A 21,513-nucleotide genomic window follows, 5' to 3' on the forward strand; every position below is an offset into this window, starting at 1 on the left:
GGCGCGAATCCGGGGATCGCCGGGCGCCCGCGGGCGCCCGGCGATCCCCGTGCCCGGCTACTTCGCGTCGGCCTCGCCGTCGGTCTTGCCGTCCTTGGGCGCGGCGTCGTCCGCGTCGGTCTTCTTGGTGAGGTCCGGCTTCGCGGTGCCCGCGGCGTCGTCGGGACCGACGAGCGAGGAGGCGTCGTCCGGTACGGCCGGGAGGCCGCCGGGCGTCACGTCGCCCTCGGTGCCGGAGTCCGTGTCGCCGTGGACGATGCGGTTGTACTCCTCGTCCTCCAGGACGGCGCCGATCGCGTTCTTCGCGTAGACGGCGTGGACGCCCGGCGCGACCTCCAGGAGGACCGTGTCGTCGCCGACCTCCTTGACCGTGGCGTACATCCCCCCGATCGTCCGCACGCCGGTGCCTGGCTGCATCTGATTGCGCATTTCCATGGCCTGCTGCTGCTTTTTCTTCGCAGAGCGGGTCATCAGGAACATGGCCCCGATGAGCACGATGAAGGGGAGAAGCACGCCGATGTTATCCACGGGACGGAATTCCTTCGCACGACCGCGCTGGTGAGCGGCCTGATCTACGGGGGTGGGTACGCCGACCTGAAAGGGCGGCATCGGCGGAGTCTAGGCGAGTCCGCATCGATGGAACAACGCCCAGCATCCCACCGTGGTTCCTGACTGGGCGAGTCTCCGCGCCGTCACGCCTCGAAGAGGCCCGCCTGTCCGGTCCCGGTGCCCGCGGCCTGCGGCGGTACGAGCCCGAGGTGGGCCCAGGCGGCCGGTGTCGCGACACGTCCCCGGGGCGTGCGGGCGAGCAGCCCCTCCCGTACGAGAAACGGTTCCGCTACCTCCTCGACGGTCTCCCGCTCCTCCCCCACGGCCACGGCGAGCGTCGACAGGCCGACCGGGCCGCCGCCGAACAGCTTCAGCAGGGCCTCCAGCACGGCGCGGTCGAGCCGGTCCAGGCCGCGGGCGTCGACCTCGTACACGGCGAGGGCGGTCGCGGCGATCTCGCGCGTGATGACCCCGTCGGCCCTGACCTGGGCGTAGTCGCGGACGCGGCGCAGGAGCCGGTTGGCGATGCGGGGCGTGCCGCGGGAGCGGCCGGCGATCTCGGCGGCACCCTCGGGGTCGATCTCCACGTCGAGGAGGCGGGCGGAGCGGTGGACGACGCGCTCCAGCTCGGCGGGGGCGTAGAACTCCATGTGCGCGGTGAAGCCGAAGCGGTCGCGCAGCGGCGGTGGCAGGAGCCCGGCCCGCGTGGTGGCGCCGACCAGGGTGAAGGGGGGCAGTTCGAGGGGGATCGCGGTGGCGCCGGGGCCCTTGCCGACGATCACGTCGACGCGGAAGTCCTCCATGGCCATGTACAGCATCTCCTCGGCGGGCCGGGACATGCGGTGGATCTCGTCGAGGAAGAGGACCTCGCCCTCCTGGAGGGAGGAGAGGATCGCGGCGAGGTCGCCGGCGTGCTGGATGGCGGGGCCGGAGGTGATCCGGATGGGGGCGCCCATCTCCGCCGCGATGATCATGGAGAGCGTGGTCTTGCCGAGGCCGGGCGCGCCGGAGAGCAGGACGTGGTCGGCGGTGGCACCGCGGGCGCGGGCGGCCTTGAGGACGAGGTCGAGCTGTTCGCGGACCTTCTCCTGGCCGATGAACTCGTCCAGGTCCTTGGGGCGCAGCGCGGCCTCGACGGCCTGGTCGTCGCGGTCGGCGACCGGGCCCACCAGCCGCTCCGCGGCGGGGCCGACGAGCCGCTCGGGGGCGGTCGCGTCGGTCGTCTCGTCCCAGTTCACTGAACGTCTCCTCGGGGTGGCGTGGCGGTGGTCGGGCCGGTCAGCGGGCGCGGTTGAGGCTCTGCAGGGCCGCCTTCAGCAGCGGGCCGATCCGCGGCTCGCCGTCGGCGGCCTCGGCCTGCGGGGTGACGGCGGTGACCGCTTCGTCGGCCTCGCGCGCGGCGTAGCCGAGCCCGACGAGCGCGGCGTGGAGCTGGTCGCGCCAGCCGGCCGCGCCGACGGCGGCGGGCCGGGCCGTGCCGACCGGGGCGCCGAGCCGGTCCTTCAGCTCCAGGAGGAGCTTTTGGGCCCCCTTCTTGCCGATGCCGGGGACGGCCGTGAGGGCCTTCTCGTCGCCGGACGCGACGGCGGCGCGCAGGGCGTCGGGGGTGTGGACGGCGAGCATGGCCTGGGCGAGGCGGGGGCCGACGCCGCTGGCGGTCTGGAGCAGTTCGAAGACCTGCCGCTCGTCGTCGTCGGCGAAGCCGTACAGCGTGAGGGAGTCCTCGCGGACGACCAGCGACGTGTGCAGTCGGGCCTCCTGTCCGATCCTCAGCGCGGACAGGGTGTTCGGTGTGCACTGGACGGCCATGCCGACGCCGCCGACCTCGATGACGGCGGTGGTCGGGGCGAGGGCGGCGACCGGACCGGTCACGAAGGCGATCATGTGGTTCGGCCTTTCAACGCGTGCTGTGCGGCGACCGCCTGCTGGAGGCGGTTCTGCGCGGGGGCGCGCCAGATGTGGCAGATGGCGAGGGCGAGGGCGTCGGCGGCGTCGGCGGGCTTGGGCGGGGCGGCGAGCCGGAGGAGGCGGGTCACCATGGCGCCGACCTGCGCCTTGTCGGCGCGGCCGCTGCCGGTCACGGCGGCCTTGACCTCGCTGGGGGTGTGCAGGGCGACGGGGATGCCGCGGCGGGACGCGCAGAGCATGGCGACGGCGCTGGCCTGCGCCGTGCCCATCACCGTACGGACGTTGTGTTGGCTGAAGACGCGCTCCACGGCGACCAGTTCGGGCCGGTACGCGTCGAGCCACTCCTCCATGCCGCGCTCGATGGCGACGAGCCGGTGGCCGATGTCGGCGTCGGCCGGCGTGCGGACGACGCCGACGCCGAGCATGGTGAGCGGGCGTCCCGCGACTCCGTCGACGACGCCCATCCCGCACCGGGTCAGACCCGGGTCCACCCCGAGTACGCGCACGCGGCCTCCTTCGATCTCCCCGGCCACCACTTGGGCGGTACCCCGGTTCGTGCAGGCTATCGGCTGGCACTGACAACGCGACGGGCCGACGGGGTGCCTCCCGTCGGCCCGTCGCGTCGGGCGGTGCTGCCGTGGATCAGGCGTCGACCTTCGCCATGACGTCGTCGGAGACGTCGAAGTTGGCGAAGACGTTCTGCACGTCGTCGCTGTCCTCCAGCGCGTCGATCAGCTTGAAGATCTTGCGGGCGCCCTCCTCGTCCAGCTCGACCTGCATGGTCGGGACGAAGCTGGCCTCCGCCGACTCGTAGTCGATGCCGGCCTCCTGGAGGGCGGTGCGGACCGCGACCAGGTCGGTGGCCTCGCTGATCACCTCGAAGGTCTCCCCGAGGTCGTTGACCTCCTCCGCGCCGGCGTCGAGGACCGCGCCGAGCACGTCGTCCTCGGTCAGGTCGCCCTTGGGGACGATCACGACGCCCTTGCGGTTGAAGAGGTACGACACGGAGCCAGGGTCGGCCATCGAGCCGCCGTTGCGGGTCATCGCGACGCGGACGTCGGAGGCGGCGCGGTTGCGGTTGTCGGTGAGGCACTCGATGAGCACGGCGACGCCGTTCGGGCCGTAGCCCTCGTACATGATCGTCTCGTAGTCGGCGCCACCGGCCTCCTGGCCGGAGCCGCGCTTGACCGCGGAGTCGATGTTCTTGTTCGGGACCGACTGCTTCTTGGCCTTCTGGATGGCGTCGTAGAGCGTCGGGTTGCCGTCGGGGTCGCCGCCGCCGGTGCGGGCGGCGACCTCGATGTTCTTGATCAGCTTCGCGAAGAGCTTGCCGCGCTTGGCGTCGATCACGGCCTTCTTGTGCTTCGTCGTAGCCCATTTAGAGTGGCCGGACATCTGCCTGTCTCCTTCGCGTAACCAAACTCAGAACGAACCCCAGAGATCCTACCGGGATCTCATTCGCCCGCGGCGCGCACCATGTCGACGAACAGGGCGTGCACGCGGTGGTCGCCGGTCAGCTCGGGGTGGAACGACGTGGCGAGCGCGTTGCCCTGCCGCACGGCGACGATGTGGCCGTCGTACTCGGCGAGGACCTCGGCGGACGCGCCGACGGACTCGACCCAGGGGGCGCGGATGAAGACGCCCTCCACGGGGCCGCCGTCGATGCCGTCGACGTCGACGCGCGCCTCGAAGGACTCGTTCTGCCGCCCGAAGGCGTTGCGGCGGACGATCATGTCGATGCCGCCCAGGGTCTCCTGGCCCGACCGCGGGTCGAGGATCTTGTCGGCGAGCATGATGAGCCCGGCGCAGGTGCCGTAGACGGGCATGCCGGCCGCGACGCGCTCGCGCAGCGGCTCCATCAGCCCGAACAGGACGGCGAGCTTGGAGATCGTGGTGGACTCGCCGCCGGGGACGACCAGGCCGTCGACCTCGGCGAGCTCCTCGGGGCGCCGGACCGCCCTGGCCACGGCGTCCGCCGCGGCCAGGGCGATCAGGTGCTCCCGTACGTCGCCCTGGAGGGCCAGGACGCCGATGACGGGGGTGGTGCCCATGGGTGTTACCAGCCCCGGTTCGCGTAGCGCTCGGCCTCGGGCAGGGTGTCGCAGTTGATGCCGACCATGGCCTCGCCCAGGTTGCGGGAGGCGTCCGCGATGATCTTCGGGTCGTCGTAGAAGGTGGTGGCCTTCACGATGGCGGCGGCGCGCTTGGCCGGGTCGCCGGACTTGAAGATGCCGGAGCCGACGAAGACGCCCTCGGCGCCCAGCTGGCGCATCAGCGCGGCGTCGGCCGGGGTGGCGACGCCGCCGGCGGAGAACAGCACGACCGGCAGCTTGCCGAGCTCGGCGACCTCCTTGACCAGCTCGTACGGGGCGCGCAGCTCCTTGGCGGCGGCGTACAGCTCGTTGTTGTCGTAGCCGCGCAGGCGGGCGATCTCGTTCTTGATCTGGCGCAGGTGGCGGACGGCCTCGACGACGTTGCCGGTGCCGGCCTCGCCCTTGGAGCGGATCATGGCCGCGCCCTCGGCGATGCGGCGCAGGGCCTCGCCCAGGTTGGTGGCGCCGCACACGAACGGGGTGGTGAAGGCCCACTTGTCGGAGTGGTTGACCTCGTCGGCCGGGGTCAGGACCTCGGACTCGTCGATGTAGTCGACGCCGAGGGACTGCAGGACCTGCGCCTCGACGAAGTGGCCGATGCGGGACTTGGCCATGACGGGGATCGAGACGGCGTCGATGATGCCCTCGATCATGTCCGGGTCGGACATCCGGGCCACGCCGCCGTCCTTGCGGATGTCGGCGGGGACGCGCTCCAACGCCATGACGGCGACGGCGCCGGCGTCCTCGGCGATCTTCGCCTGCTCCGGCGTGACGACGTCCATGATCACGCCGCCCTTGAGCTGCTCGGCCATGCCGCGCTTCACGCGCGCGGTGCCGGTCTCGGGGGCCTGCGGGGTGGTGGTGGGCGTGGTGGACACGGAAGACCTCACTCGGAGAAACGGGAAGAACAGGGAGGAACAGGGCGGGTACGAAGGACCCGGGGACAACACAGGTGAGCAAACACGGCCGGGCCAGTCCACATCAAGGGCCAATGAGGAGGCGGTGGCTCGTTTTGGCATGGCCGGATGCCGCCCGCGTCCGACGCCGCCCGCGCCCCGTGCCGCCCGCGCCCGACGCCGCCCGCGCCCGGCACCACCCGTGCCCGGATGCCACCCGTACCCGGCACCGCCCGTACGACGGCTCAGGTCGCCCGGTCCGCCAACGCGACCGGCGGCTCGTCGTCCATCTCGAACGCCATCGGGAACGGCGCGTGCCCCGCCAGCCGGAACCAGCGCACCTTCCGGTGCCTGCGCAGCGCCCGCGCCGCCCGCACGGCGTCGTTGTGGAACCGGCGCGCCATCGGGACCCTGCGCACCGCGGCGGCCAGCTCGCCGGCCGCCTCCTCCCCGCCCGGGGCCTCCCGTACGGCCCGCATCTGCTCCGGTTCGCCCAGCACCGCGCGCAGCGCCTGGCTCAGCTCGCTCTCGGCGACCTCCCGCTGCTCCTCCTCGGCCTGCCGTGCCGCGTGCGCGGCCTGGTAGAGCACGATCGACGCCGCCGGGTCGAGGATCCCCGAGGTGGCCAGCTCCTGGGCGATCGACGCGCGCCGCAGCAGTTGCGCGTCGAGCGCGGCGCGCGCGGCGTCGATGCGGGCGTGCAGCCGGTCGAGCCGCCCCGCGGTCCAGCTCAGGTACAGGCCGATCGCGCACAGGGCGACGGCGATCCAGATCAGCGTTTCGGTCACGGGCGGAAAGGCTACCGGGACGCCCCCGCGGGCCCTTCGCCCTCGGGCATGGTGCCCTCCCACACCGACCGGTCGTGGGCGAACACGACCCGCCCGGGGCCGAAGGAGGCCAGCCGGTCCAGCCAGGGCCGGTACGGGGCCGGGCCGCCGCCCGGGGCGTCGAGCGCCGCGCGGCGGGCCATCTCGTCCGACGCGAACTCGGACGCGAAGTCGAAGGCCTGCCCGGCCAGGACGGTCACGCCGTCCGGCCCGGACACCACCAGCGACTGGTGGCCGTCCGTGTGCCCGGGGGTCGGGACGACGCGGACGCCCGGCCACACCTCCGCCTCGCCGTCCAGTTCCTCGTACCGCACGCCGGGGAAGTCGACGAGCGCGTCGAAGGTGTACCCGCCCGCCCGGGCCGCCGCCAGTTCCGTCCGCTGGACGAGGACGGGCCGGCCGGGCAGCAGCGGGTTTCCGCCGCAGTGGTCGAAGTGGAGGTGGCAGTTGACCACCACGTCGACGTCGCCCAACTCCGCCCCGGCCCGCGCGAGGGCCGCCCGCAGGTCCCGGCGCCGCGGCCGGTAGTGGGCCTCCGTCGCGGGGTCGCCGCACCCGACGCCGGTGTCGAACAGCAGCAGGCCCGCCTCGTGCCGTACGAGGTACGCCAGCACCGGCTCCACGCGCGGCCACGGCGTACCGGCCTCCTCGGCGGGCCGCACGAAATGCCCCAGGTCCAGCCTGCGCACCACCGCTCCCCGCCCCATGCCGCGCCCTCCTAGTCGCGCGCCAGCCCCCACCGGGCCAGCAGCCCCGTCGTCCGCTCGTCCGTCGCGACCGACGCCGCGCCGTCCGTCACGGTCTCGTACACCGCCAGGATGTCCGCGCCGACCGTCGACCAGTCGAAGCGCCGCACGTGCGCGCTGCCCCGCGCGCGCAGCCCGGCCCGCCGCTCCCCGTCGCCCAGGAGGCGGATCGCGGCGTCGGCGAGGGCGTCCGCGTCCTCGTTGGCGAACAGGTCGCCGGCCGCCCCCTGGTCCAGGACCTGCGCGAACGCGTCGAGGTCGCTGGCGAGCACGGGGGCGCCCGCCGACAGCGCCTCGACCAGGATGATGCCGAAGCTCTCGCCGCCCGTGTTGGGCGCCACGTACACGTCCACGCTGCGCAGCAGCCGCGCCTTGTCCTCGTCGCTGACCATCCCGAGGAACTCCACGCTCTGCCGCATGTCGGCGGGCAGCGACGCGACGGCCTCCTCCTCGTCGCCCCGCCCCGCGACCAGCAGCCGCGTCCCGGGCCGCGCCCGCAGGATCTTCGGCAGGGCGCGCATCAGCACCGGCAGCCCCTTGCGCGGTTCGTCGATCCGGCCGATGAACCCCAGCGTCCCCCCCTGCCAGGCCGCCTTCGGCTCGGCGCGCGCGAAGAAGTCCACGTCGACGCCGTTCGGGATGACGACCGCGTCGCCGCCCAGGTGCTCCACCAGCGTCCGCCGCGCGTACTCGCTCACCGCGATGCGCGCGCTGATCTTCTCCAGCGCCGGCTGGAGGATCGGGTACGCCGCGATCATCGCCCGCGACCGGGGGTTCGAGGTGTGGAACGTCGCCACGATCGGGCCCTGCGCGGCCCAGCACGCCAGCAGCCCCAGCGACGGCGACGTCGGCTCGTGGATGTGGATCACGTCGAACGTGCCGTCGTGCAGCCACCGCCGCACCCGCGCCGCCGACAGGAAGCCGAAGTTCAGCCGGGCCACCGACCCGTTGTACGGCACGGGCACGGCCCGCCCCGCCGACACGACGTACGGCGGCAGCGGCGTCCCGTCGTCCGCGGGCGCCAGCACCGACACGTGGTGGCCGAGCCGGATCAGGTGCTCCGCCAGGTCCCGGATGTGGAACTGGACGCCGCCCGGCACGTCCCAGGAGTACGGGCAGACGATGCCGATCCTCACTTCGGTCCCTTCGCGGGGTCCAGGTCGGCGAGCCACAGCCGCTGCAGCATGTGCCAGTCCTCCGGGTGCTCGGCGATCCCTTCGGCGAAGGCGTCCGCCAGCGCCTGCGTCATCAGGGACGTCTTCTCGGCCCGCGTCCCCGTCCCCGGCACGTCGACGGGCGGGTGCACCCGCCCCCGCATCGTCGCCGAGTCGTCGTACCAGAGCGTCGCCGGCAGCAGCAGCGCCCCGGTGTGCTGCGCGAGCATCGCCGGCCCCCCGGGCATCCGCGCCCGCTCCCCGAAGAAGTCCACCTCGACCCCGGAGGCCGACAGGTCGCGGTCCGCGACGAGGCACACCAGCCCGCCCGCCCGCAGCCGCCGCGCCAGCGTCCCGAACGCGGACCCGCCCGTGTGCGGCAGCACCTCCATGCCCAGCGACTCGCGGTACGCCACGAACCGGTCGTACAGCGACTCCGGCTTCAGGCGCTCCGCGACCGTCGTGAACGGCACGCCCAGCGCCCGCGTCACCCACACCCCGGCCAGGTCCCAGTTGGCCAGGTGCGGCAGCGCGAGCACCACCCCGTTGCCGGCGGCGAGGCCGTCCGTGAGGCGGTGCAGGTCCTTCACCTCGACGGACCGCCCGACCCGCTCCGCGCTCCACGACGGCAGCCGGAACGACTCCATCCAGTAGCGCATGTACGACCGCATCCCGGCCCTCGACAGCTCGGCGAGCCGCTCGGGCGGGGCGTCCGGCACGACCCGCGCCAGGTTCGCCTCCAGCCGCAGCACGCCCTGCCCGCGCCGCTTCCACGCCGTGTCCGCGATCCGCCGCCCGAGCCCCTCGGCGACCGGCTCCGGCAGCTTCTTCACCGTCGCCCAGCCCAGCCCGTACAGGGCGTCCGCCAGGCGCTCGCTCGCCGCGCTCATGACGTGGCCTCACTCCCCTTCCGGGCACCCCCGCCGGCCGCCGCGTCGGCCTCCGCCGCCTCACGCCGCACGGTCACCACCCGCTGCCCCAGCGTCACCGCACTGCCCACGGCCACCAGCCACAGCGCCACCGGCAGCAGCACCCGCACCCCCGGCACCCCGAACGCGTGCAGTCCGGCCAGCCCCGCCGCGACCAGCGACACGACCAGCCGCTCCGCCCGCTCCACCAGGCCGTTCACCGCGACGGGCAGCCCGATGGACTCGCCCCGCGCCTTGGTGTACGACACGACCTGGCCGCTCGCCAGGCAGAAGATCGACACCGCGCACAGCACGGTGTCGTCGCCGCCGCCCGCGTACCACAGCGCGAAACCACCGAAGATCGCCCCGTCCGCAACCCGGTCCAGCGTCGAGTCCAGGAAGGCGCCCCAGCGGCTGGAGACACCGGCCTGACGCGCCATGTTGCCGTCGACCAGGTCGGAGAAGACGAACAGCGTGATCACGACCGTGCCCCAGAAGAACTCCCCGCGCGGGAAGAAGACCAGCGCCCCCGCCACGACACCCGCGGTCCCGACGAGCGTCACCGCGTCGGGGCTCACCCCGCGGCGGAGCAGAAACGCGGCGAACGGCGTGAGAACACGCGTGAAGAAAGCACGCGCGTACTTGTTCAGCATGGCCTTCCCGAGGGGTCGGTGGTGCCGGGCGGCCCCTTCGGCCACCGGCTGGCCCATCGTAGCCACGCGCCGCCCCTCCCCACCCCCGGGCACCCGCACCACCGCTGTGACGTCGGCGGATGCCCGACGTATGGACGCGGCCCGGGCGGAGTGGAAAGCTCGAAGGACGACCGCGGGCGCCGCCGGAGCCGTCCCGCCGGGGCCGAAGCCGCCCCCTCGCCGCTCCCCCCGCGCCCGCGCCCCACCTCACCGGCGATCGGGAGGAAGAACCATGGGCGACAAGGCGAACACCCGCATCGGAGCCGCCGGCAGGGCCGCGACGGCCGACCGGCCCTCCTCCATCAGGAACGTGGTGCTGGTCGGCCACAGCGGATCCGGCAAGACGACCCTCGTCGAGGCCCTCGCCCTCACCGCGGGCGCCGTCAACCGGGCCGGACGCGTCGAGGACGGCTCCACCCTCTCCGACCACGACGAGATCGAACACCGCCGGCAGCGGTCCGTACAGCTCTCCCTCGTCCCCCTCGAATGGGCCGGCTGCAAGATCAACCTCCTGGACGCCCCCGGCTACGCCGACTTCGTGGGCGAACTCCGCGCCGGCCTGCGCGCCGCCGACGCCGCCCTCTTCGTCGTCTCGGCCGCGCAGGAAGCCGACGCCGTCCCCGGCTCCACCCGCCTGCTCTGGGAGGAGTGCGCGGCCGTCGGCATGCCCCGCGCCATCGTCGTCACCCACCTCGACACCGCCCGCACCGACTTCGACCGGCTCACCCGCGTCTGCGGCGAGGCCCTCGGCGGCGGCGACCCCGACGCGGTCCTCCCCCTCTACCTGCCCGTGCTCGGCCCCGAGACCCCCGACGGGCACGCCCCCGCCACCGGCCTCGTCGGCCTCCTCACCCGCAAGGTCTTCGACTACTCCACCGGGGAACGGAAGGAGAACCCCCCGGACGACACCCAGCTCCCCCTGATCGAGGACGCCCGCAACCGCCTCGTCGAAGGCATCATCGCGGAGAGCGAGGACGAGACCCTCATGGACCGCTACGTCGGCGGCGAGGACATCGACCTCAAGAGCCTCGTCGAGGACCTGGAGAGGGCCGTCGCCCGCGGCACCTTCCACCCCGTGCTCGCCGCGGCCCCCGCCGCGCCCGGCGGCCGGCAGGGCCTCGGCACCGTCGAACTCCTCGACCTGATCACCCGCGGCTTCCCCACCCCCCTGGAACGCCCCGCGCCCGAGGTCACCACCCCGCAGGGCGCCCCCCGCCCCGCCCTGGCCTGCGACCCCGACGGCCCCCTCGCCGCCGAGGTCGTCAAGACCTCCTCCGACCCGTACGTGGGCCGCGTCTCCCTCGTCCGCGTCTTCTCCGGCACCCTCCGCCCCGACGAGACCGTCCACGTCTCCGGGCACGGCCTCGCCGGCCGCGGCCACGAGGACCACGACGTCGACGAACGCGTCGGAGCCCTCTTCGCCCCCTTCGGCAAGCAGCAGCACCCGATGAGCCGCTGCGTCGCCGGCGACCTCGCCTGCGTCGCCAGGCTCTCCCGCGCCGAGACCGGCGACACCCTCTCCGACAAGGACGACCCGCTCCTCATGGCCCCCTGGACCATGCCCGACCCGCAGCTCCCCCTCGCCATCCGGGCCCGCGGCAAGGCCGACGAGGACAAGCTCTCCCAAGGGCTGGCCCGGCTCGCCGCCGAGGACCCCACCCTGCGCCTGGAGCAGAACCAGGACACCCGCCAGGTCGTCCTCTGGTGCCTCGGCGAGGCCCACCTGGACGTCGCCCTCGAACGCCTCCGCACCCGCTACGGCGTCCAGGTCGACGCCGTGCCCCACGAGGTCGCCCTCCGCGAGACCTTCGCCGCCCCCGCCACCGCCCGCGGCCGGCACGTCAAGCAGTCCGGCGGCCACGGCCAGTACGCCATCTGCGACATCCGGGTGGAGCCGCTGCCGCCCGGCTCCGGCGTCGAGTTCGCCGACGAGGTCGTCGGCGGGGCCGTGCCCCGCCAGTTCGTCCCGTCCGTCGAGAAGGGCGTCCGCGCCCAGGCCGCACGCGGCGTCGCCACCGGGTACCCGCTCGTCGACGTCCGCGTCACCCTCGTCGACGGCAAGGCCCACTCCGTGGACTCCTCCGACGCCGCCTTCCAGACCGCCGGCGCCCTCGCCCTGCGCGAAGCCGCCTCCGGCACCCCCGTCAGTCTGCTGGAGCCCGTCGCCGAAGTCCGGGTCCTCGTCCCCGACGAGTACGTCGGCCCCGTCATGAGCGACCTCTCCGGCCGCCGCGGCCGTGTCGTCGGCACCGAACAGGCCGGCCCCGGACGGACCCTCGTCCGCGCCGAGGTCCCCGAACTCGAGATCGACCGCTACGCCGTCGACCTCCGCTCCCTCTCCCACGGCACCGGCCGCTTCGACCGCGTCCACGTACGGCACGAGCCCATGCCGCCGCACCTCGCGGAGAAGGTCCGCGAGGAGAAGCGCGCCCAGTCCGCCCGCTGACCGCCGCCCGCCGGGCCGCCCGCCCTCCCGGCGGGCGGCCTTCACGGCTTCCCGGTCGCCCTGACGCGCGCCCCCGCTCCCCGATAGGCTGGGGAGCCCAGCTCAGAAGGTGTGCGCCACGGTCGAGTTGGGAAAGGCCGCAGTGCGGGGAGAAGAGCTGCGGCACATGCGTCGATGGGGGCGGAAGACACGATGGACAGTTTCGGTCCCGGGGCACAGGTCCCGCTCCAGGGCTCGGCCGGACAGGCGGTGGCCACGAACGCCCTGGCCTCCGCCGCGTACCGCGACAGCCCGGTCGAGGACATCCTCAAGGCCAACAACGAGTGGTACGAATCCACCGTCAAGAAGGGGAAGTTCTCCCTCTTCGAACCCAACCTCGGCGAGGCCTTCTCGCGCGCCGTCGTCGTCCGCATGCTCGGCGGCGGGCGCAAGCCCGTCATCCAGTCCTTCGGCACCGAACCCCAGCCGGTCGTCGAGCACTGCCTCGCCGCCAACCGCATCCGCAAGCAGCGCGACCTCCGCCTCACCCTCATCACCCTCCTGAGCGGCGTCGTGTTCCTCCCCGGGCTGCTCCTGTGGCTGGTCGTCTTCCAGCTCCGCCGCACCCTGGCCGGCGCCGCCAACAAGCGCGCCGGCGCCGCCGGCACGGCCCTCCTCGCCGGCTTCGGCATCCTCGCCGCGCTCGTCCTCGTCAAGCTGCCGTTCAGCGGCTTCCTGTACCTCTACCTCCGCGCCATGATCATCGCGCCGGTCATCGGCTGGTTCCTCGCCAAGCGCGTCTGCGAGTCCACCGCCCAGGACCTCCGCGCGCGCTGGGAATCCCTCGTCAGCGGAGGGGGTGTCGCCGCCAAGATCCCCGAGGCAGTCCCCCAGAGCCCCGGCGAGACCGCCGCCGAGGAGCTCCGCCAGTCCCTGGAGAGGCTCACCGCCGAACAGCGTTCCAACGTCGTCTTCTACGCCGGCCCGCGCGGCATACTCGGCATGGGCACCCGCTGGGGCGGCTGGCACCTCGCCGAGGAGCTCAAGCCCCGCGACGGCAAGGAGATCCACGCCTTCCGCACCTGGGACGTCATACGCTCCATCCACGACCAGCTGAAGCTCCTGGAACGCGGCTCGCTGAAGACCGGCTTCCCCACCCCGTCCGTCAACCACTGGATCGTGGTCCCCGTCGGCGACGGCGCCAAGGAGGTCGCCCGCCCCGAGGGCGAGAACGTCGTCAAGTACCAGGTGAAGCCGCACGAGATCCAGCGCATCTGCAACGAGAACCAGTTCGGCAAGGGCAACCGCCACTACCTCGGCGTGCAGTTCGTCCTCTGGGACGGCCAGTTGGTGCTGACCATGCTGGTCACCGTCACGGCCCTGCTGCACACCCTGCGCATCGAGGTCTCCGGGCACGCCCTCGGCCCGGTCCACTCCCTCTTCACCACCAAGCCGGCCGGGAAGACCAAGGAGGTCTCCAAGACCGTGCGGTTCTGGGAGACCCGCGAGATCAAACTGCCCCTCGTGGAGACCAACGAGGTCGTCCGCCTCGCCGTCCGGGCGCCGCTGACCTGGTTCCCGCCCGTCCTGGACTTCCTCGGCGGCAAGCTCGTCCTGCCCGAGCCGTTCGGTCTGCGCCACGCCTGGGCCCAGGCCCCGTGGAAGCACCGCTTCATGGCCGACGACGTCATCCGCGCGTCCACGCCCGTGATGCGCGCCGTGCACGCCGCGACCGTCAAGGTGCTCGACGAGCACGGCGTGGACACGACCTCGATCGCCGGCAGCAGCTTCACCGCCGACCCGGCGCCGAAGAAGGCCGACGTGTACGACGCCTGATCAGGCGTCGGGCCAGGCGTCGGCGAGCATCCGCCGCGTGTCGGCGAGGAGCTGGGGCAGCACCTTCGTGTGGCCGACGACCGGCATGAAGTTGGTGTCGCCGCCCCACCGCGGCACGATGTGCTGGTGCAGGTGGGCGGCGATCCCGGCGCCGGCGGCGGCGCCCTGGTTCATGCCGATGTTGAACCCGTGCGCGCCGGAGGCCGCGCGCAGGGCGGTCATCGCCCGCTTGGTGAACACGGCCAGCTCGGCCGTCTCCGCCCCGTCGAGATCGGTGTAGTCGGCGACGTGCCGGAACGGCACGACCATCAGGTGGCCGCCGTTGTACGGGTACAGGTTCAGCACCGCGTAGACGCTCTCGCCGCGGGCGACGACGAGGCCGTCCTCGTCGGACTTCGCCGGGATCGAGCAGAAGGGACAGCCGTCGCCGGCCCCCGAGCCGGTGGGCTTGTTCTCCCCCTGGATGTACGCCATCCGGTGGGGCGTCCACAGGCGCTGGAACGCGTCCGGCGCCCCCACTCCGATCTGCTGCTCCGGCTCATTCGTCATGCGCCTCAGCATATGACCACGCCCGGCCCCGGGTACGCCGAGGGGCGGTGCCCGGCCGGGCACCGCCCCTCGCGCGCCGCGTCACACCTGGACGCGGCGCTCCACGACGTCGGCCAGCTTCGCGATGGCCTCGTCGCGCGGGATGCCGTTCTCCTGCGAGCCGTCGCGGTAGCGGAAGGAGACCGTGCCCGCGTTCATGTCGTCGTCACCGACGATGACCATGAACGGGACCTTCAGCTTCTGGTGGTTCCTGATCTTCTTCTGCATGCGGTCCGAGGAGGCGTCCACCTCGACCCGCAGGCCCTTCTTCCGCGCCTCGGCGGCGAAGCCCTGGAGGTACTCGACGTGGGCGTCGCCGACCGGGATGCCGACCGCCTGGACCGGGGCCAGCCACGGCGGCATGGCGCCCGCGTAGTGCTCCAGCAGGACGGCGAAGAAGCGCTCGATGGACCCGAACAGCGCGCGGTGGATCATGACGGGGCGCTGCTTGGTGCCGTCGGCCGCCGTGTACTCCAGGTTGAAGCGCTCCGGCAGGTTGAAGTCGAGCTGGATGGTCGACATCTGCCAGGTGCGGCCGATGGCGTCCTTCGCCTGGACGGAGATCTTCGGGCCGTAGAACGCGGCGCCGCCCGGGTCGGGGACGAGGGGCAGGCCCTGCTTCTCGGCGACCCGGCGGAGGGTCTCGGTCGCCTCCTCCCACGCCTCGTCGGAGCCGACGAACTTGGTCTCGTCCTTGGTGGACAGCTCCAGGTAGAAGTCGGTCAGGCCGTAGTCGCGCAGCAGGTTCAGCACGAAGGTGAGCGTGCTGTCCAGCTCGTCGGACATCTGCTCGCGGGTGCAGTAGATGTGCGCGTCGTCCTGGGTGAAGCCCCGGGCGCGAGTCAGGCCGTGCACCACGCCCGACTTCTCGTACCGGTACACCGTCCCGAACTCGAACAGGCGCAGCGGCAGCTCGCGGTACGAGCGTCCGCGCGCGTCGAAGATCAGGTTGTGCATCGGGCAGTTCATGGGCTTGAGGTAGTAGTCCACGCCCTCGTCGAGCTGCATGGGCGGGTACATGCCCTCGGCGTACCAGTCGAGGTGCCCGGAGGTCTCGAACAGCTTGCCCTTGGTCGCGTGCGGCGTGTAGACGAACTCGTAGCCCTCCTCCTCGTGCCGGCGGCGCGAGTAGTCCTCCATGACCCGGCGGATGATGCCGCCGCGCGGGTGGAAGACGGCGAGGCCGGAGCCGATCTGCTCCGGGATGGAGAAGAGGTCCAGCTCGTTGCCGAGCTTGCGGTGGTCGCGCTTCTCCGCCTCGGCGAGGAAGTCCAGGTACGCCTTCAGCTCGTCCTTGGACGGCCAGGCGGTGCCGTAGATGCGCTGGAGCATCGGGTTCTTCTCGCTGCCGCGCCAGTACGCGGCGGCGTTGCGCATCAGCTTGAACGCCGGGATCGCGCGGGTCGACGGCAGGTGCGGGCCGCGGCAGAGGTCCTTCCAGCACAGCTCGCCGGTCTTGGCGTCGAGGTTGTCGTAGATGGTCAGCTCGCCGCCGCCCACCTCGACGTCCGCGCCGTCCTCGCTGGACGCGGAGCCCTTGAGGCCGATGAGCTCCAGCTTGTACGGCTCGTCCGCCAGTTCCTCGCGGGCGGCCTCGTCGGTGACCACGCGGCGGGCGAACTTCTGGCCCCGCTTCTGGATCTCCTGCATCTTCTTCTCGATGGCCTTGAGGTCCTCGGGCGTGAACGGCCTGTCCACGTCGAAGTCGTAGTAGAAGCCGTCCTTGACCGGCGGGCCGATGCCGAGCTTGGCCTCCGGGAAGAGCTCCTGGACGGCCTGGGCCATGACGTGCGCGGTGGAGTGGCGCAGGATGTTGAGGCCGTCCTCGGAGGTGATCTCGACGCCCTCGACGGTCTCGCCGTCCCCCAGCTCGTACGCGAGGTCCTTCAGCTCGCCGTCCACGCGGGCCGCGACGACGGCGCGCTCACCGGCGAAGAGGTCGGCGGCCGTAGTGCCCGTCGTCACCACGCGCTCTTCCCGCTCGGAATCGCGTTGGATGATCACACGGACGTCTGACACCGGTCTCTCCTGACTGAAGGGGTGGCGCCGCCCTGTTCCCTGGCGCGCGCACGGGGTTCTAGGCATGGTACCGAGCCGTCGCGCCCCCTTGCGAAACGGTTTGCGGCCCGGTCAGCACTCCTCGTCGAGGGCCTTCATCAGCCGTTCCCGTTCGGCGTCGTCGACCTGGACCGGCGTCACGCCGTACGTGTCGGTGAGGCGGCGGAAGCCGCCGCGGCTCTCCAGGCGGCCGGACACGCGCAGGGGCAGGCCGGCCAGGTGGGCGTGGACGGCCGTGCGGTAGGCGTCCTCGTCGAGGGTGACGCGCAGGTGCGGGACGTCGGCGCCGGTGAGGACGCGCAGGCGGACGGTGCCGGGGCCGCGGGCGCCGGGGCGGCGGAGGCGGACGACGGTGCCGGTGACGTGGGCGGGTACGGACGCCTCGGCGCGCAGGTAGCGGGCGCCGGCCTCGCGGAGGGCGGGGAGGTCGCCGGGGGTGAACTCGACGGGTTCGGGGCGGGCGGCGCAGCCGGCGGGGGCGCCGGCTGCGGGGGCCCAGGCGAAGGTGACGGCGGCGCCTTCGGTGCCGTGGACGAGGGTGACGAGGGCTTCGGTGAGCTCGCGGCCGACGCCGGCGGAGACGGCGGTGTCGAAGGCGTCGGGGCGGCCGGTGGCGCGCTGGTAGTCGACGGCCTCGCGGGTGGCGTGGAGGGCGTGGTGGAGGCGTTCGGTGACGGGGCGGCCGGGGTCGACGGGGACGAAGGCGGTGAGGCCGCGGGCGGCGTCGGGCGGGGTGCCGACGAGGACGTCGCCGACGAGGGCGCGGGCGTGGTGGCGGTGGCGGGCGCCGTGGTGGTCCGCCCGGTCCTGGACGGCGAGGGCGGCGGCGAGGAGGACCCGGTGGGCGGCGGCGCGCAGGCGGTCCTGGGCGGCCCAGGGCGCGGGGTCGCCGGCGGGGCCGGGCGGGGTGCGGGCGGGCAGGGCGGTCCCGCGGTGCCAGCGGATCTCGTCGCTGGGGACGGCGAGGGCGGTGAGGATGTCGCGGGCGGAGGGGGCGGCGGTGCGGGTGAGGGCGGTGAGGGCTTCGGCGAGGAGGTCGTCGCAGTCGGGGAAGGCGCGGCTGTCGGGGACGAGGAGGCTGGTGGGGACGGTGGCGGGGCCGGGCGGGGTCCAGCGGGTGTAGGGGCCCCGGGCGCCGCCGGTGCGGTGCCAGCCGTGGCGGTCGAGGAGCGCGGCGAGGACGCGGGGGTCGACGCGGCGGGGGTCGGGGGGGTCGGTGTGGGCGGGTTCGCCGGTCGGTCGGTGCATCAGGGTGTGCCTCCCGCCCCTACTCGGGCCATGATCGCGCAGAGCGCCCGGTCGTCGAAGATCCGCGCGGTCGGTACGCGGACGGTGGTGCGGCGCCGGCCGGTGACGGGGTGGCCGGCGAGGTTGGTCCAGTAGCAGCAGTGGCGCAGGTCGAGGCCGTCGTGGCGGGCCCGGAGCCAGTCGTCCTGGGCGCGCGGGACGAGCATGACGACGAGGATCTTGTGGACGGCGACGGGGGTGCGGGCGAGCGTGGCCAGGTGGGCGTTGTCGAGGGTGAAGGGGAAGGTGGGGCCCGGGGGGTCCGGGGGGATCTGGTGGGTCGCCTTGAGCTGGACCTTGACGGTGACCTCGTCGTCGACGGCGTGGCCGGGGGCGCTGTGGCTGATGTGCCAGTCGATGCCGTTGTCGGGGAAGGGCTGGGACAGGGTGCATCCGGCGGCGGCCACGACGGCGTGCAGGTAACCGACCTGGAGGGTCTCCATGCAGGCGGTGGTGGCGAGTGCGCCGCGGAGGGGCGGGGCGTTCCGGGTGCCGGGGTCGGGCTGCGCGGCGAGCGCCATGCTCCTCGTGCCTTCCGGGCTGTCGGTGCGTCAGACGAGCTGCTGCTCACCTGTGTTGTGACCGGACGGCGTACGGGACAAACGGTCCGGGTATCACCGTTTCGGGCAGGGGATCGGTCCCTCTGCCGGCGAGTGCGAGGAGTTCGGGGTATGGCGCGCTGGTTCGAGGGACCCCTGGCCGCGTTCGACACGGAGACGACGGGGGTGGACGTCGAGCGGGACCGGATCGTTGCGGCGGCGCTGGTGGTGCAGGACGTGGAGGGGGGCCGGCCGCGGACGACGCGGTGGCTGGTGAACCCGGGCGTGCCGGTGCCGCCGGAGGCGACGGAGGTGCACGGCCTGACCGACGACCACCTGCGGCGGTACGGGCGTTGGCCCGCGCCGGTGATGGAGGAGGTGGCGCGGCTGCTGGCGGACCAGTGCGCGGCGGGGCGGCCGCTGGTGGTGATGAACGCGCCGTTCGACCTGACGCTGCTGGACCGGGAGTTGCGGCGGCACCGGGCGTCGTCGCTGGCCCGGTACCTGCGGGACGCGCCGCTGTGCGTGCTGGACCCGCGGGTGCTGGACAAGCACTTGGACCGGTACCGGAAGGGTCGCCGGACGCTGGCGGACCTGTGCGCGCACTACGAGGTGCCGCTGGAGGAGGCGCACGACGCGGCGGCGGACGCGGCGGCGGCGCTGGAGGTCGTACGGGCGGTGGGGCGTCGTTTCGCGGCGCGGCTGGAGGAGTTGTCGGTGGCGGAGCTGCACGCGCGGCAGGCGGTGTGGCACGCGGCGCAGGCGCGGGGGCTCCAGGCGTGGTTCGCGCGGAACGGTTCGCAGGAGGAGGTGGATCCGGCGTGGCCGCTGCGCCCGGAGCAGCCGGCGGCGGCGGCCTGAGACGGGTGCCGGGGAAACGCGAAGGCCGGTCCGCTGGGGGGACCGGCCTTTTCGGTGGGCGATACTGGGTTCGAACCAGTGACCTCTTCGGTGTGAACGAAGCGCTCTCCCGCTGAGCTAATCGCCCGGGAACGCACTGAACCATACAGGTCCCGGTGGGTTCCGTTCAAACCGCTCGCAGGTGCCCGGCCAGGCCGCGGCGGCCGGCGCGCATCATCAGGGCGTGGTTGGCGCGGAAGAGGGGCCGGCCGGGGACGGCGAGGCGGCGCAGGAGCGGTTTGCGGGCGCGCACCTCCTGCTCGTACAGGACCCGGGTGCCGCGGGCGCCGTCCGGGGCGAGGGTCCAGCGGGCCCAGCCCTCCACGTCTCCGACGAGGGCGGTTTCGAGGACGCGGGCGGCGGGGTCGCGGCGGCGGGCGGCGAGGGTGACGGAGAGGGCGTACGGGGCGAGGGAGCGGACGCGGGCGGTGACGGTGCGGTCGTCGACGCGGTGGGCGTCGCGGACCTGGGGCCACCAGCGGGGGTAGTGCTCGGGGTGCTCCAGGACGGCGTAGACGGCGCCGGGCGGGGCGGGCAGGGTCCAGAGGCTGCGGAAGCGGTAGTGGTTCCAGTCCATGGGGGACGTCTGCCGCGTGCGGCGCCCGGTATGCCGAAGGCCCTGGAGATCGGTCTCCAGGGCCTTCGGTCCGGGTGGTGGGCGATACTGGGTTCGAACCAGTGACCTCTTCGGTGTGAACGAAGCGCTCTCCCACTGAGCTAATCGCCCGGGCGCACCGCAAACATTACCGCATGTCAGTGGGCGCCCCGACCAGGGCGGGGGGCGCCGGGGTCACCGGGTGGGGGCGCCGGGGTCACTGGTCGATCTTCCACGGCATGACGAGGCCGAACTTCCACACGTACACGCCGATCAGCGCGCCGGCGACGATCAGGCCGATGGCGGTGAGCGTCATGTTGCGGCGCCGGACCCGGGGGTCGAGCGCGCGCTGGGCGGCCTCCGTGACCTTGCGCTTGGTCCACCGCAGGACGAGCTGCGCCCAGACGAACTCGGTCGCCCAGATGGCCATGCCGGCGAAGATCACGAACCAGCCGGGCCCGGGCAGCGGCAGCATGATCACACCGACCACGACGACGGCGAGGCCGATGAGGAAGACGCCGACCTGCCAGCTCAGGTGCAGGGGGCGCCGGGCCTGGACGAAGGCGGGCGCCCGCGAGCCGAGCGGCCGCTCCTCTTCGGTCTGCCAGGTCGCGTCCCCCGTCGCGGGTGCCTCGGCCGCCGTCCGGGCGCCCTCACCCCGCTCGTCACTCTCCGCGCTCATAAGGCCAAACTTACCCGACGGCCGCGAGGGCGCGAGTTACCGAAACTGACCTATAACCGACGGTTACCCGCCGCCGATCGAGGTACCCAAGGCATCCCAAAGCGGGCAGAGGGGTTTACAACGGCACCGTAGGTGGGATGTCGATTTCGCCGACGTGCGAATCCCCGAGCGCACACTGAGCGAAAGGCCATGGCGCTTATGAACACCACGGTCAGCTGCGAGCTGCACCTGCGCCTCGTTGTATCGAGCGAGTCCTCACTGCCTGTTCCGGCGGGCCTGCGGTATGACACGGCCGATCCGTATGCCGTGCACGCCACCTTCCACACCGGGGCCGAGGAGACGGTCGAGTGGGTCTTCGCCCGCGATCTTCTCGCCGAGGGGCTGCACCGGCCCACCGGCACCGGCGACGTCAGGGTCTGGCCCTCCCGCAGCCACGGTCAGGGCGTCGTCTGCATCGCTCTCAGCTCCCCGGAGGGCGAGGCCCTGCTGGAGGCCCCGGCGCGGGCCCTGGAGTCGTTCCTCAAGCGGACCGACGCGGCGGTGCCGCCCGGCACCGAACACCGCCACTTCGACCTGGACACGGAGCTCTCGCACATCCTCGCGGAGAGCTGAACGACACGCAGGAGCCATCCGGCGCCGTCCGACTCGGGGCGACGGCGCCGGCACACCCTCCCGCGGCCTCGGCACGGTGCGTGCGGGGCGGCGGGCCGATGGACGGGAGGGCGGGCACGCCGTCACCGCGCGTCGCCGCGGTGGCGGCGCGTCCGCGCGCCCAAACGCGCCGGGACGCGTTCGCCCGGGTGTCCGGGGGGTGCCGCACGCGCCAGCCG

Annotated in this window: 22 protein-coding genes and 2 tRNA genes; 4 read left to right on the forward strand and 20 right to left on the reverse strand. The window is 73.2% G+C overall.

The window, feature by feature from the left end; genetic code table 11:
• Window positions 1-57: 57 nt before the first annotated feature.
• The 12 genes from yajC to pgsA form a co-directional block, all read right to left on the reverse strand.
• Window positions 58-480, reverse strand: coding sequence for a preprotein translocase subunit YajC (yajC, locus tag AC07D6_RS16725; RefSeq protein WP_479045298.1), 423 nt, complete (start codon window positions 478-480; stop codon window positions 58-60).
• Between the two features lie 212 nt (window positions 481-692).
• Window positions 693-1,787 carry a Holliday junction branch migration DNA helicase RuvB gene (gene ruvB, locus AC07D6_RS16730; RefSeq protein WP_479045020.1) on the reverse strand — a complete coding sequence of 365 codons (1,095 nt, stop codon included), beginning with the start codon at window positions 1,785-1,787 and terminating at the stop codon, window positions 693-695.
• A gap of 40 nt (window positions 1,788-1,827) precedes the next feature.
• Window positions 1,828-2,433: a Holliday junction branch migration protein RuvA gene (gene ruvA, locus AC07D6_RS16735; protein ID WP_479045022.1), complete on the reverse strand. Its 606-nt coding sequence runs from the start codon at window positions 2,431-2,433 to the stop codon at window positions 1,828-1,830.
• On the reverse strand, window positions 2,430-2,963 hold the full coding sequence (gene ruvC / locus AC07D6_RS16740) for a crossover junction endodeoxyribonuclease RuvC (protein WP_315881504.1): 534 nt from the start codon (window positions 2,961-2,963) through the stop codon (window positions 2,430-2,432). Before ruvC ends, ruvA begins: the two co-directional genes overlap by 4 nt.
• 136 nt (window positions 2,964-3,099) lie before the next feature.
• The gene (locus AC07D6_RS16745; RefSeq protein ID WP_023589623.1) at window positions 3,100-3,852 is read right to left on the reverse strand and encodes a YebC/PmpR family DNA-binding transcriptional regulator; all 753 of its coding nucleotides are present in this window, start codon (window positions 3,850-3,852) and stop codon (window positions 3,100-3,102) included.
• Between the two features lie 59 nt (window positions 3,853-3,911).
• Window positions 3,912-4,508, reverse strand: coding sequence for a pyridoxal 5'-phosphate synthase glutaminase subunit PdxT (gene pdxT / locus AC07D6_RS16750; RefSeq protein ID WP_479045025.1), 597 nt, complete (start codon window positions 4,506-4,508; stop codon window positions 3,912-3,914).
• Window positions 4,509-4,513: 5 nt separating this feature from the next.
• A complete protein-coding gene (gene pdxS / locus AC07D6_RS16755; protein WP_315881502.1) occupies window positions 4,514-5,428 on the reverse strand; it encodes a pyridoxal 5'-phosphate synthase lyase subunit PdxS in 915 nt (304 codons plus the stop codon).
• A 263-nt stretch (window positions 5,429-5,691) separates the two neighbouring features.
• The gene (locus AC07D6_RS16760) at window positions 5,692-6,234 is read right to left on the reverse strand and encodes a LemA family protein (protein WP_315881501.1); all 543 of its coding nucleotides are present in this window, start codon (window positions 6,232-6,234) and stop codon (window positions 5,692-5,694) included.
• An 11-nt stretch (window positions 6,235-6,245) separates the two neighbouring features.
• A complete protein-coding gene (locus tag AC07D6_RS16765; protein WP_479045028.1) occupies window positions 6,246-6,980 on the reverse strand; it encodes an N-acyl homoserine lactonase family protein in 735 nt (244 codons plus the stop codon).
• A gap of 11 nt (window positions 6,981-6,991) precedes the next feature.
• On the reverse strand, window positions 6,992-8,155 hold the full coding sequence (locus AC07D6_RS16770; RefSeq protein ID WP_479045030.1) for a glycosyltransferase family 4 protein: 1,164 nt from the start codon (window positions 8,153-8,155) through the stop codon (window positions 6,992-6,994).
• On the reverse strand, window positions 8,152-9,063 hold the full coding sequence (locus AC07D6_RS16775; RefSeq protein WP_315881498.1) for a phosphatidylinositol mannoside acyltransferase: 912 nt from the start codon (window positions 9,061-9,063) through the stop codon (window positions 8,152-8,154). The genes AC07D6_RS16770 and AC07D6_RS16775 overlap by 4 nt, the downstream gene beginning before the upstream one ends.
• On the reverse strand, window positions 9,060-9,791 hold the full coding sequence (gene pgsA, locus AC07D6_RS16780) for a phosphatidylinositol phosphate synthase (protein ID WP_391654523.1): 732 nt from the start codon (window positions 9,789-9,791) through the stop codon (window positions 9,060-9,062). The genes AC07D6_RS16775 and pgsA overlap by 4 nt, the downstream gene beginning before the upstream one ends.
• A 214-nt stretch (window positions 9,792-10,005) precedes the next feature.
• Between pgsA and AC07D6_RS16785 the strand changes: the two genes are divergently transcribed.
• The gene (locus AC07D6_RS16785) at window positions 10,006-12,219 is read left to right on the forward strand and encodes an elongation factor G-like protein EF-G2 (protein WP_479045033.1); all 2,214 of its coding nucleotides are present in this window, start codon (window positions 10,006-10,008) and stop codon (window positions 12,217-12,219) included.
• 192 nt (window positions 12,220-12,411) lie between these two features.
• A complete protein-coding gene (locus AC07D6_RS16790; RefSeq protein ID WP_479045036.1) occupies window positions 12,412-14,034 on the forward strand; it encodes a hypothetical protein in 1,623 nt (540 codons plus the stop codon).
• On the opposite strand, the gene AC07D6_RS16795 is transcribed toward AC07D6_RS16790, so the two are convergent.
• From AC07D6_RS16795 to AC07D6_RS16810, 4 genes are all read right to left on the reverse strand, one after another.
• Entirely contained in the window at window positions 14,035-14,595 is a 561-nt protein-coding gene (locus AC07D6_RS16795) for an HIT family protein (protein ID WP_315881495.1), read from the reverse strand.
• A gap of 69 nt (window positions 14,596-14,664) precedes the next feature.
• Window positions 14,665-16,641, reverse strand: coding sequence for a threonine--tRNA ligase (gene thrS / locus AC07D6_RS16800; protein ID WP_479045038.1), 1,977 nt, complete (start codon window positions 16,639-16,641; stop codon window positions 14,665-14,667).
• A 111-nt stretch (window positions 16,642-16,752) separates the two neighbouring features.
• Window positions 16,753-17,928, reverse strand: coding sequence for a hypothetical protein (locus AC07D6_RS16805; protein WP_479045041.1), 1,176 nt, complete (start codon window positions 17,926-17,928; stop codon window positions 16,753-16,755).
• A complete protein-coding gene (locus AC07D6_RS16810; protein WP_479045044.1) occupies window positions 17,928-18,488 on the reverse strand; it encodes a DUF4365 domain-containing protein in 561 nt (186 codons plus the stop codon). The genes AC07D6_RS16805 and AC07D6_RS16810 overlap by 1 nt, the downstream gene beginning before the upstream one ends.
• A gap of 150 nt (window positions 18,489-18,638) precedes the next feature.
• On the opposite strand from AC07D6_RS16810, the gene AC07D6_RS16815 reads away from it, so the two are divergent.
• Window positions 18,639-19,367 (forward strand): 3'-5' exonuclease, encoded by a 729-nt coding sequence (locus AC07D6_RS16815; protein ID WP_315881492.1) that lies wholly within the window; start codon window positions 18,639-18,641, stop codon window positions 19,365-19,367.
• Between the two features lie 55 nt (window positions 19,368-19,422).
• Here AC07D6_RS16815 and AC07D6_RS16820 read toward each other — a convergent pair.
• The 4 genes from AC07D6_RS16820 to AC07D6_RS16835 all read right to left on the reverse strand — a co-directional run bounded on the left by AC07D6_RS16820 (window position 19,423) and on the right by AC07D6_RS16835 (window position 20,683).
• Window positions 19,423-19,494: transfer RNA gene (locus AC07D6_RS16820), tRNA-Val, on the reverse strand.
• 39 nt (window positions 19,495-19,533) lie between these two features.
• The gene (locus AC07D6_RS16825; protein ID WP_479045047.1) at window positions 19,534-19,983 is read right to left on the reverse strand and encodes an SRPBCC family protein; all 450 of its coding nucleotides are present in this window, start codon (window positions 19,981-19,983) and stop codon (window positions 19,534-19,536) included.
• Window positions 19,984-20,058: 75 nt separating this feature from the next.
• Window positions 20,059-20,133: transfer RNA gene (locus AC07D6_RS16830), tRNA-Val, on the reverse strand.
• 85 nt (window positions 20,134-20,218) lie between these two features.
• Complete coding sequence (locus AC07D6_RS16835; RefSeq protein ID WP_479045049.1) at window positions 20,219-20,683, reverse strand: TIGR02611 family protein; 465 nt, start codon at window positions 20,681-20,683, stop codon at window positions 20,219-20,221.
• 198 nt (window positions 20,684-20,881) lie between these two features.
• Between AC07D6_RS16835 and AC07D6_RS16840 the strand changes: the two genes are divergently transcribed.
• Complete coding sequence (locus AC07D6_RS16840; protein ID WP_003959770.1) at window positions 20,882-21,295, forward strand: SsgA family sporulation/cell division regulator; 414 nt, start codon at window positions 20,882-20,884, stop codon at window positions 21,293-21,295.
• Window positions 21,296-21,513: the final 218 nt, after the last annotated feature.

The organism is Streptomyces sp. NPDC045287 (assembly GCF_056432325.1).

Coding starts and splice junctions, on each gene's coding strand:
- yajC (WP_479045298.1), bottom strand. CDS start 480: ATGTTCCTGATGACCCGCTCTGCGAAGAAAAAGCAGCAGCAGGCCATG.
- ruvA (WP_479045022.1), bottom strand. CDS start 2,433: ATGATCGCCTTCGTGACCGGTCCGGTCGCCGCCCTCGCCCCGACCACC.
- AC07D6_RS16745 (WP_023589623.1), bottom strand. CDS start 3,852: ATGTCCGGCCACTCTAAATGGGCTACGACGAAGCACAAGAAGGCCGTG.
- pdxT (WP_479045025.1), bottom strand. CDS start 4,508: ATGGGCACCACCCCCGTCATCGGCGTCCTGGCCCTCCAGGGCGACGTA.
- AC07D6_RS16765 (WP_479045028.1), bottom strand. CDS start 6,980: ATGGGGCGGGGAGCGGTGGTGCGCAGGCTGGACCTGGGGCATTTCGTG.
- AC07D6_RS16775 (WP_315881498.1), bottom strand. CDS start 9,063: ATGAGCGCGGCGAGCGAGCGCCTGGCGGACGCCCTGTACGGGCTGGGC.
- pgsA (WP_391654523.1), bottom strand. CDS start 9,791: ATGGGCCAGCCGGTGGCCGAAGGGGCCGCCCGGCACCACCGACCCCTC.
- AC07D6_RS16785 (WP_479045033.1), top strand. CDS start 10,006: ATGGGCGACAAGGCGAACACCCGCATCGGAGCCGCCGGCAGGGCCGCG.
- AC07D6_RS16790 (WP_479045036.1), top strand. CDS start 12,412: ATGGACAGTTTCGGTCCCGGGGCACAGGTCCCGCTCCAGGGCTCGGCC.
- AC07D6_RS16795 (WP_315881495.1), bottom strand. CDS start 14,595: ATGCTGAGGCGCATGACGAATGAGCCGGAGCAGCAGATCGGAGTGGGG.
- AC07D6_RS16805 (WP_479045041.1), bottom strand. CDS start 17,928: ATGCACCGACCGACCGGCGAACCCGCCCACACCGACCCCCCCGACCCC.
- AC07D6_RS16810 (WP_479045044.1), bottom strand. CDS start 18,488: ATGGCGCTCGCCGCGCAGCCCGACCCCGGCACCCGGAACGCCCCGCCC.
- AC07D6_RS16815 (WP_315881492.1), top strand. CDS start 18,639: ATGGCGCGCTGGTTCGAGGGACCCCTGGCCGCGTTCGACACGGAGACG.
- AC07D6_RS16825 (WP_479045047.1), bottom strand. CDS start 19,983: ATGGACTGGAACCACTACCGCTTCCGCAGCCTCTGGACCCTGCCCGCC.
- AC07D6_RS16835 (WP_479045049.1), bottom strand. CDS start 20,683: ATGAGCGCGGAGAGTGACGAGCGGGGTGAGGGCGCCCGGACGGCGGCC.
- AC07D6_RS16840 (WP_003959770.1), top strand. CDS start 20,882: ATGAACACCACGGTCAGCTGCGAGCTGCACCTGCGCCTCGTTGTATCG.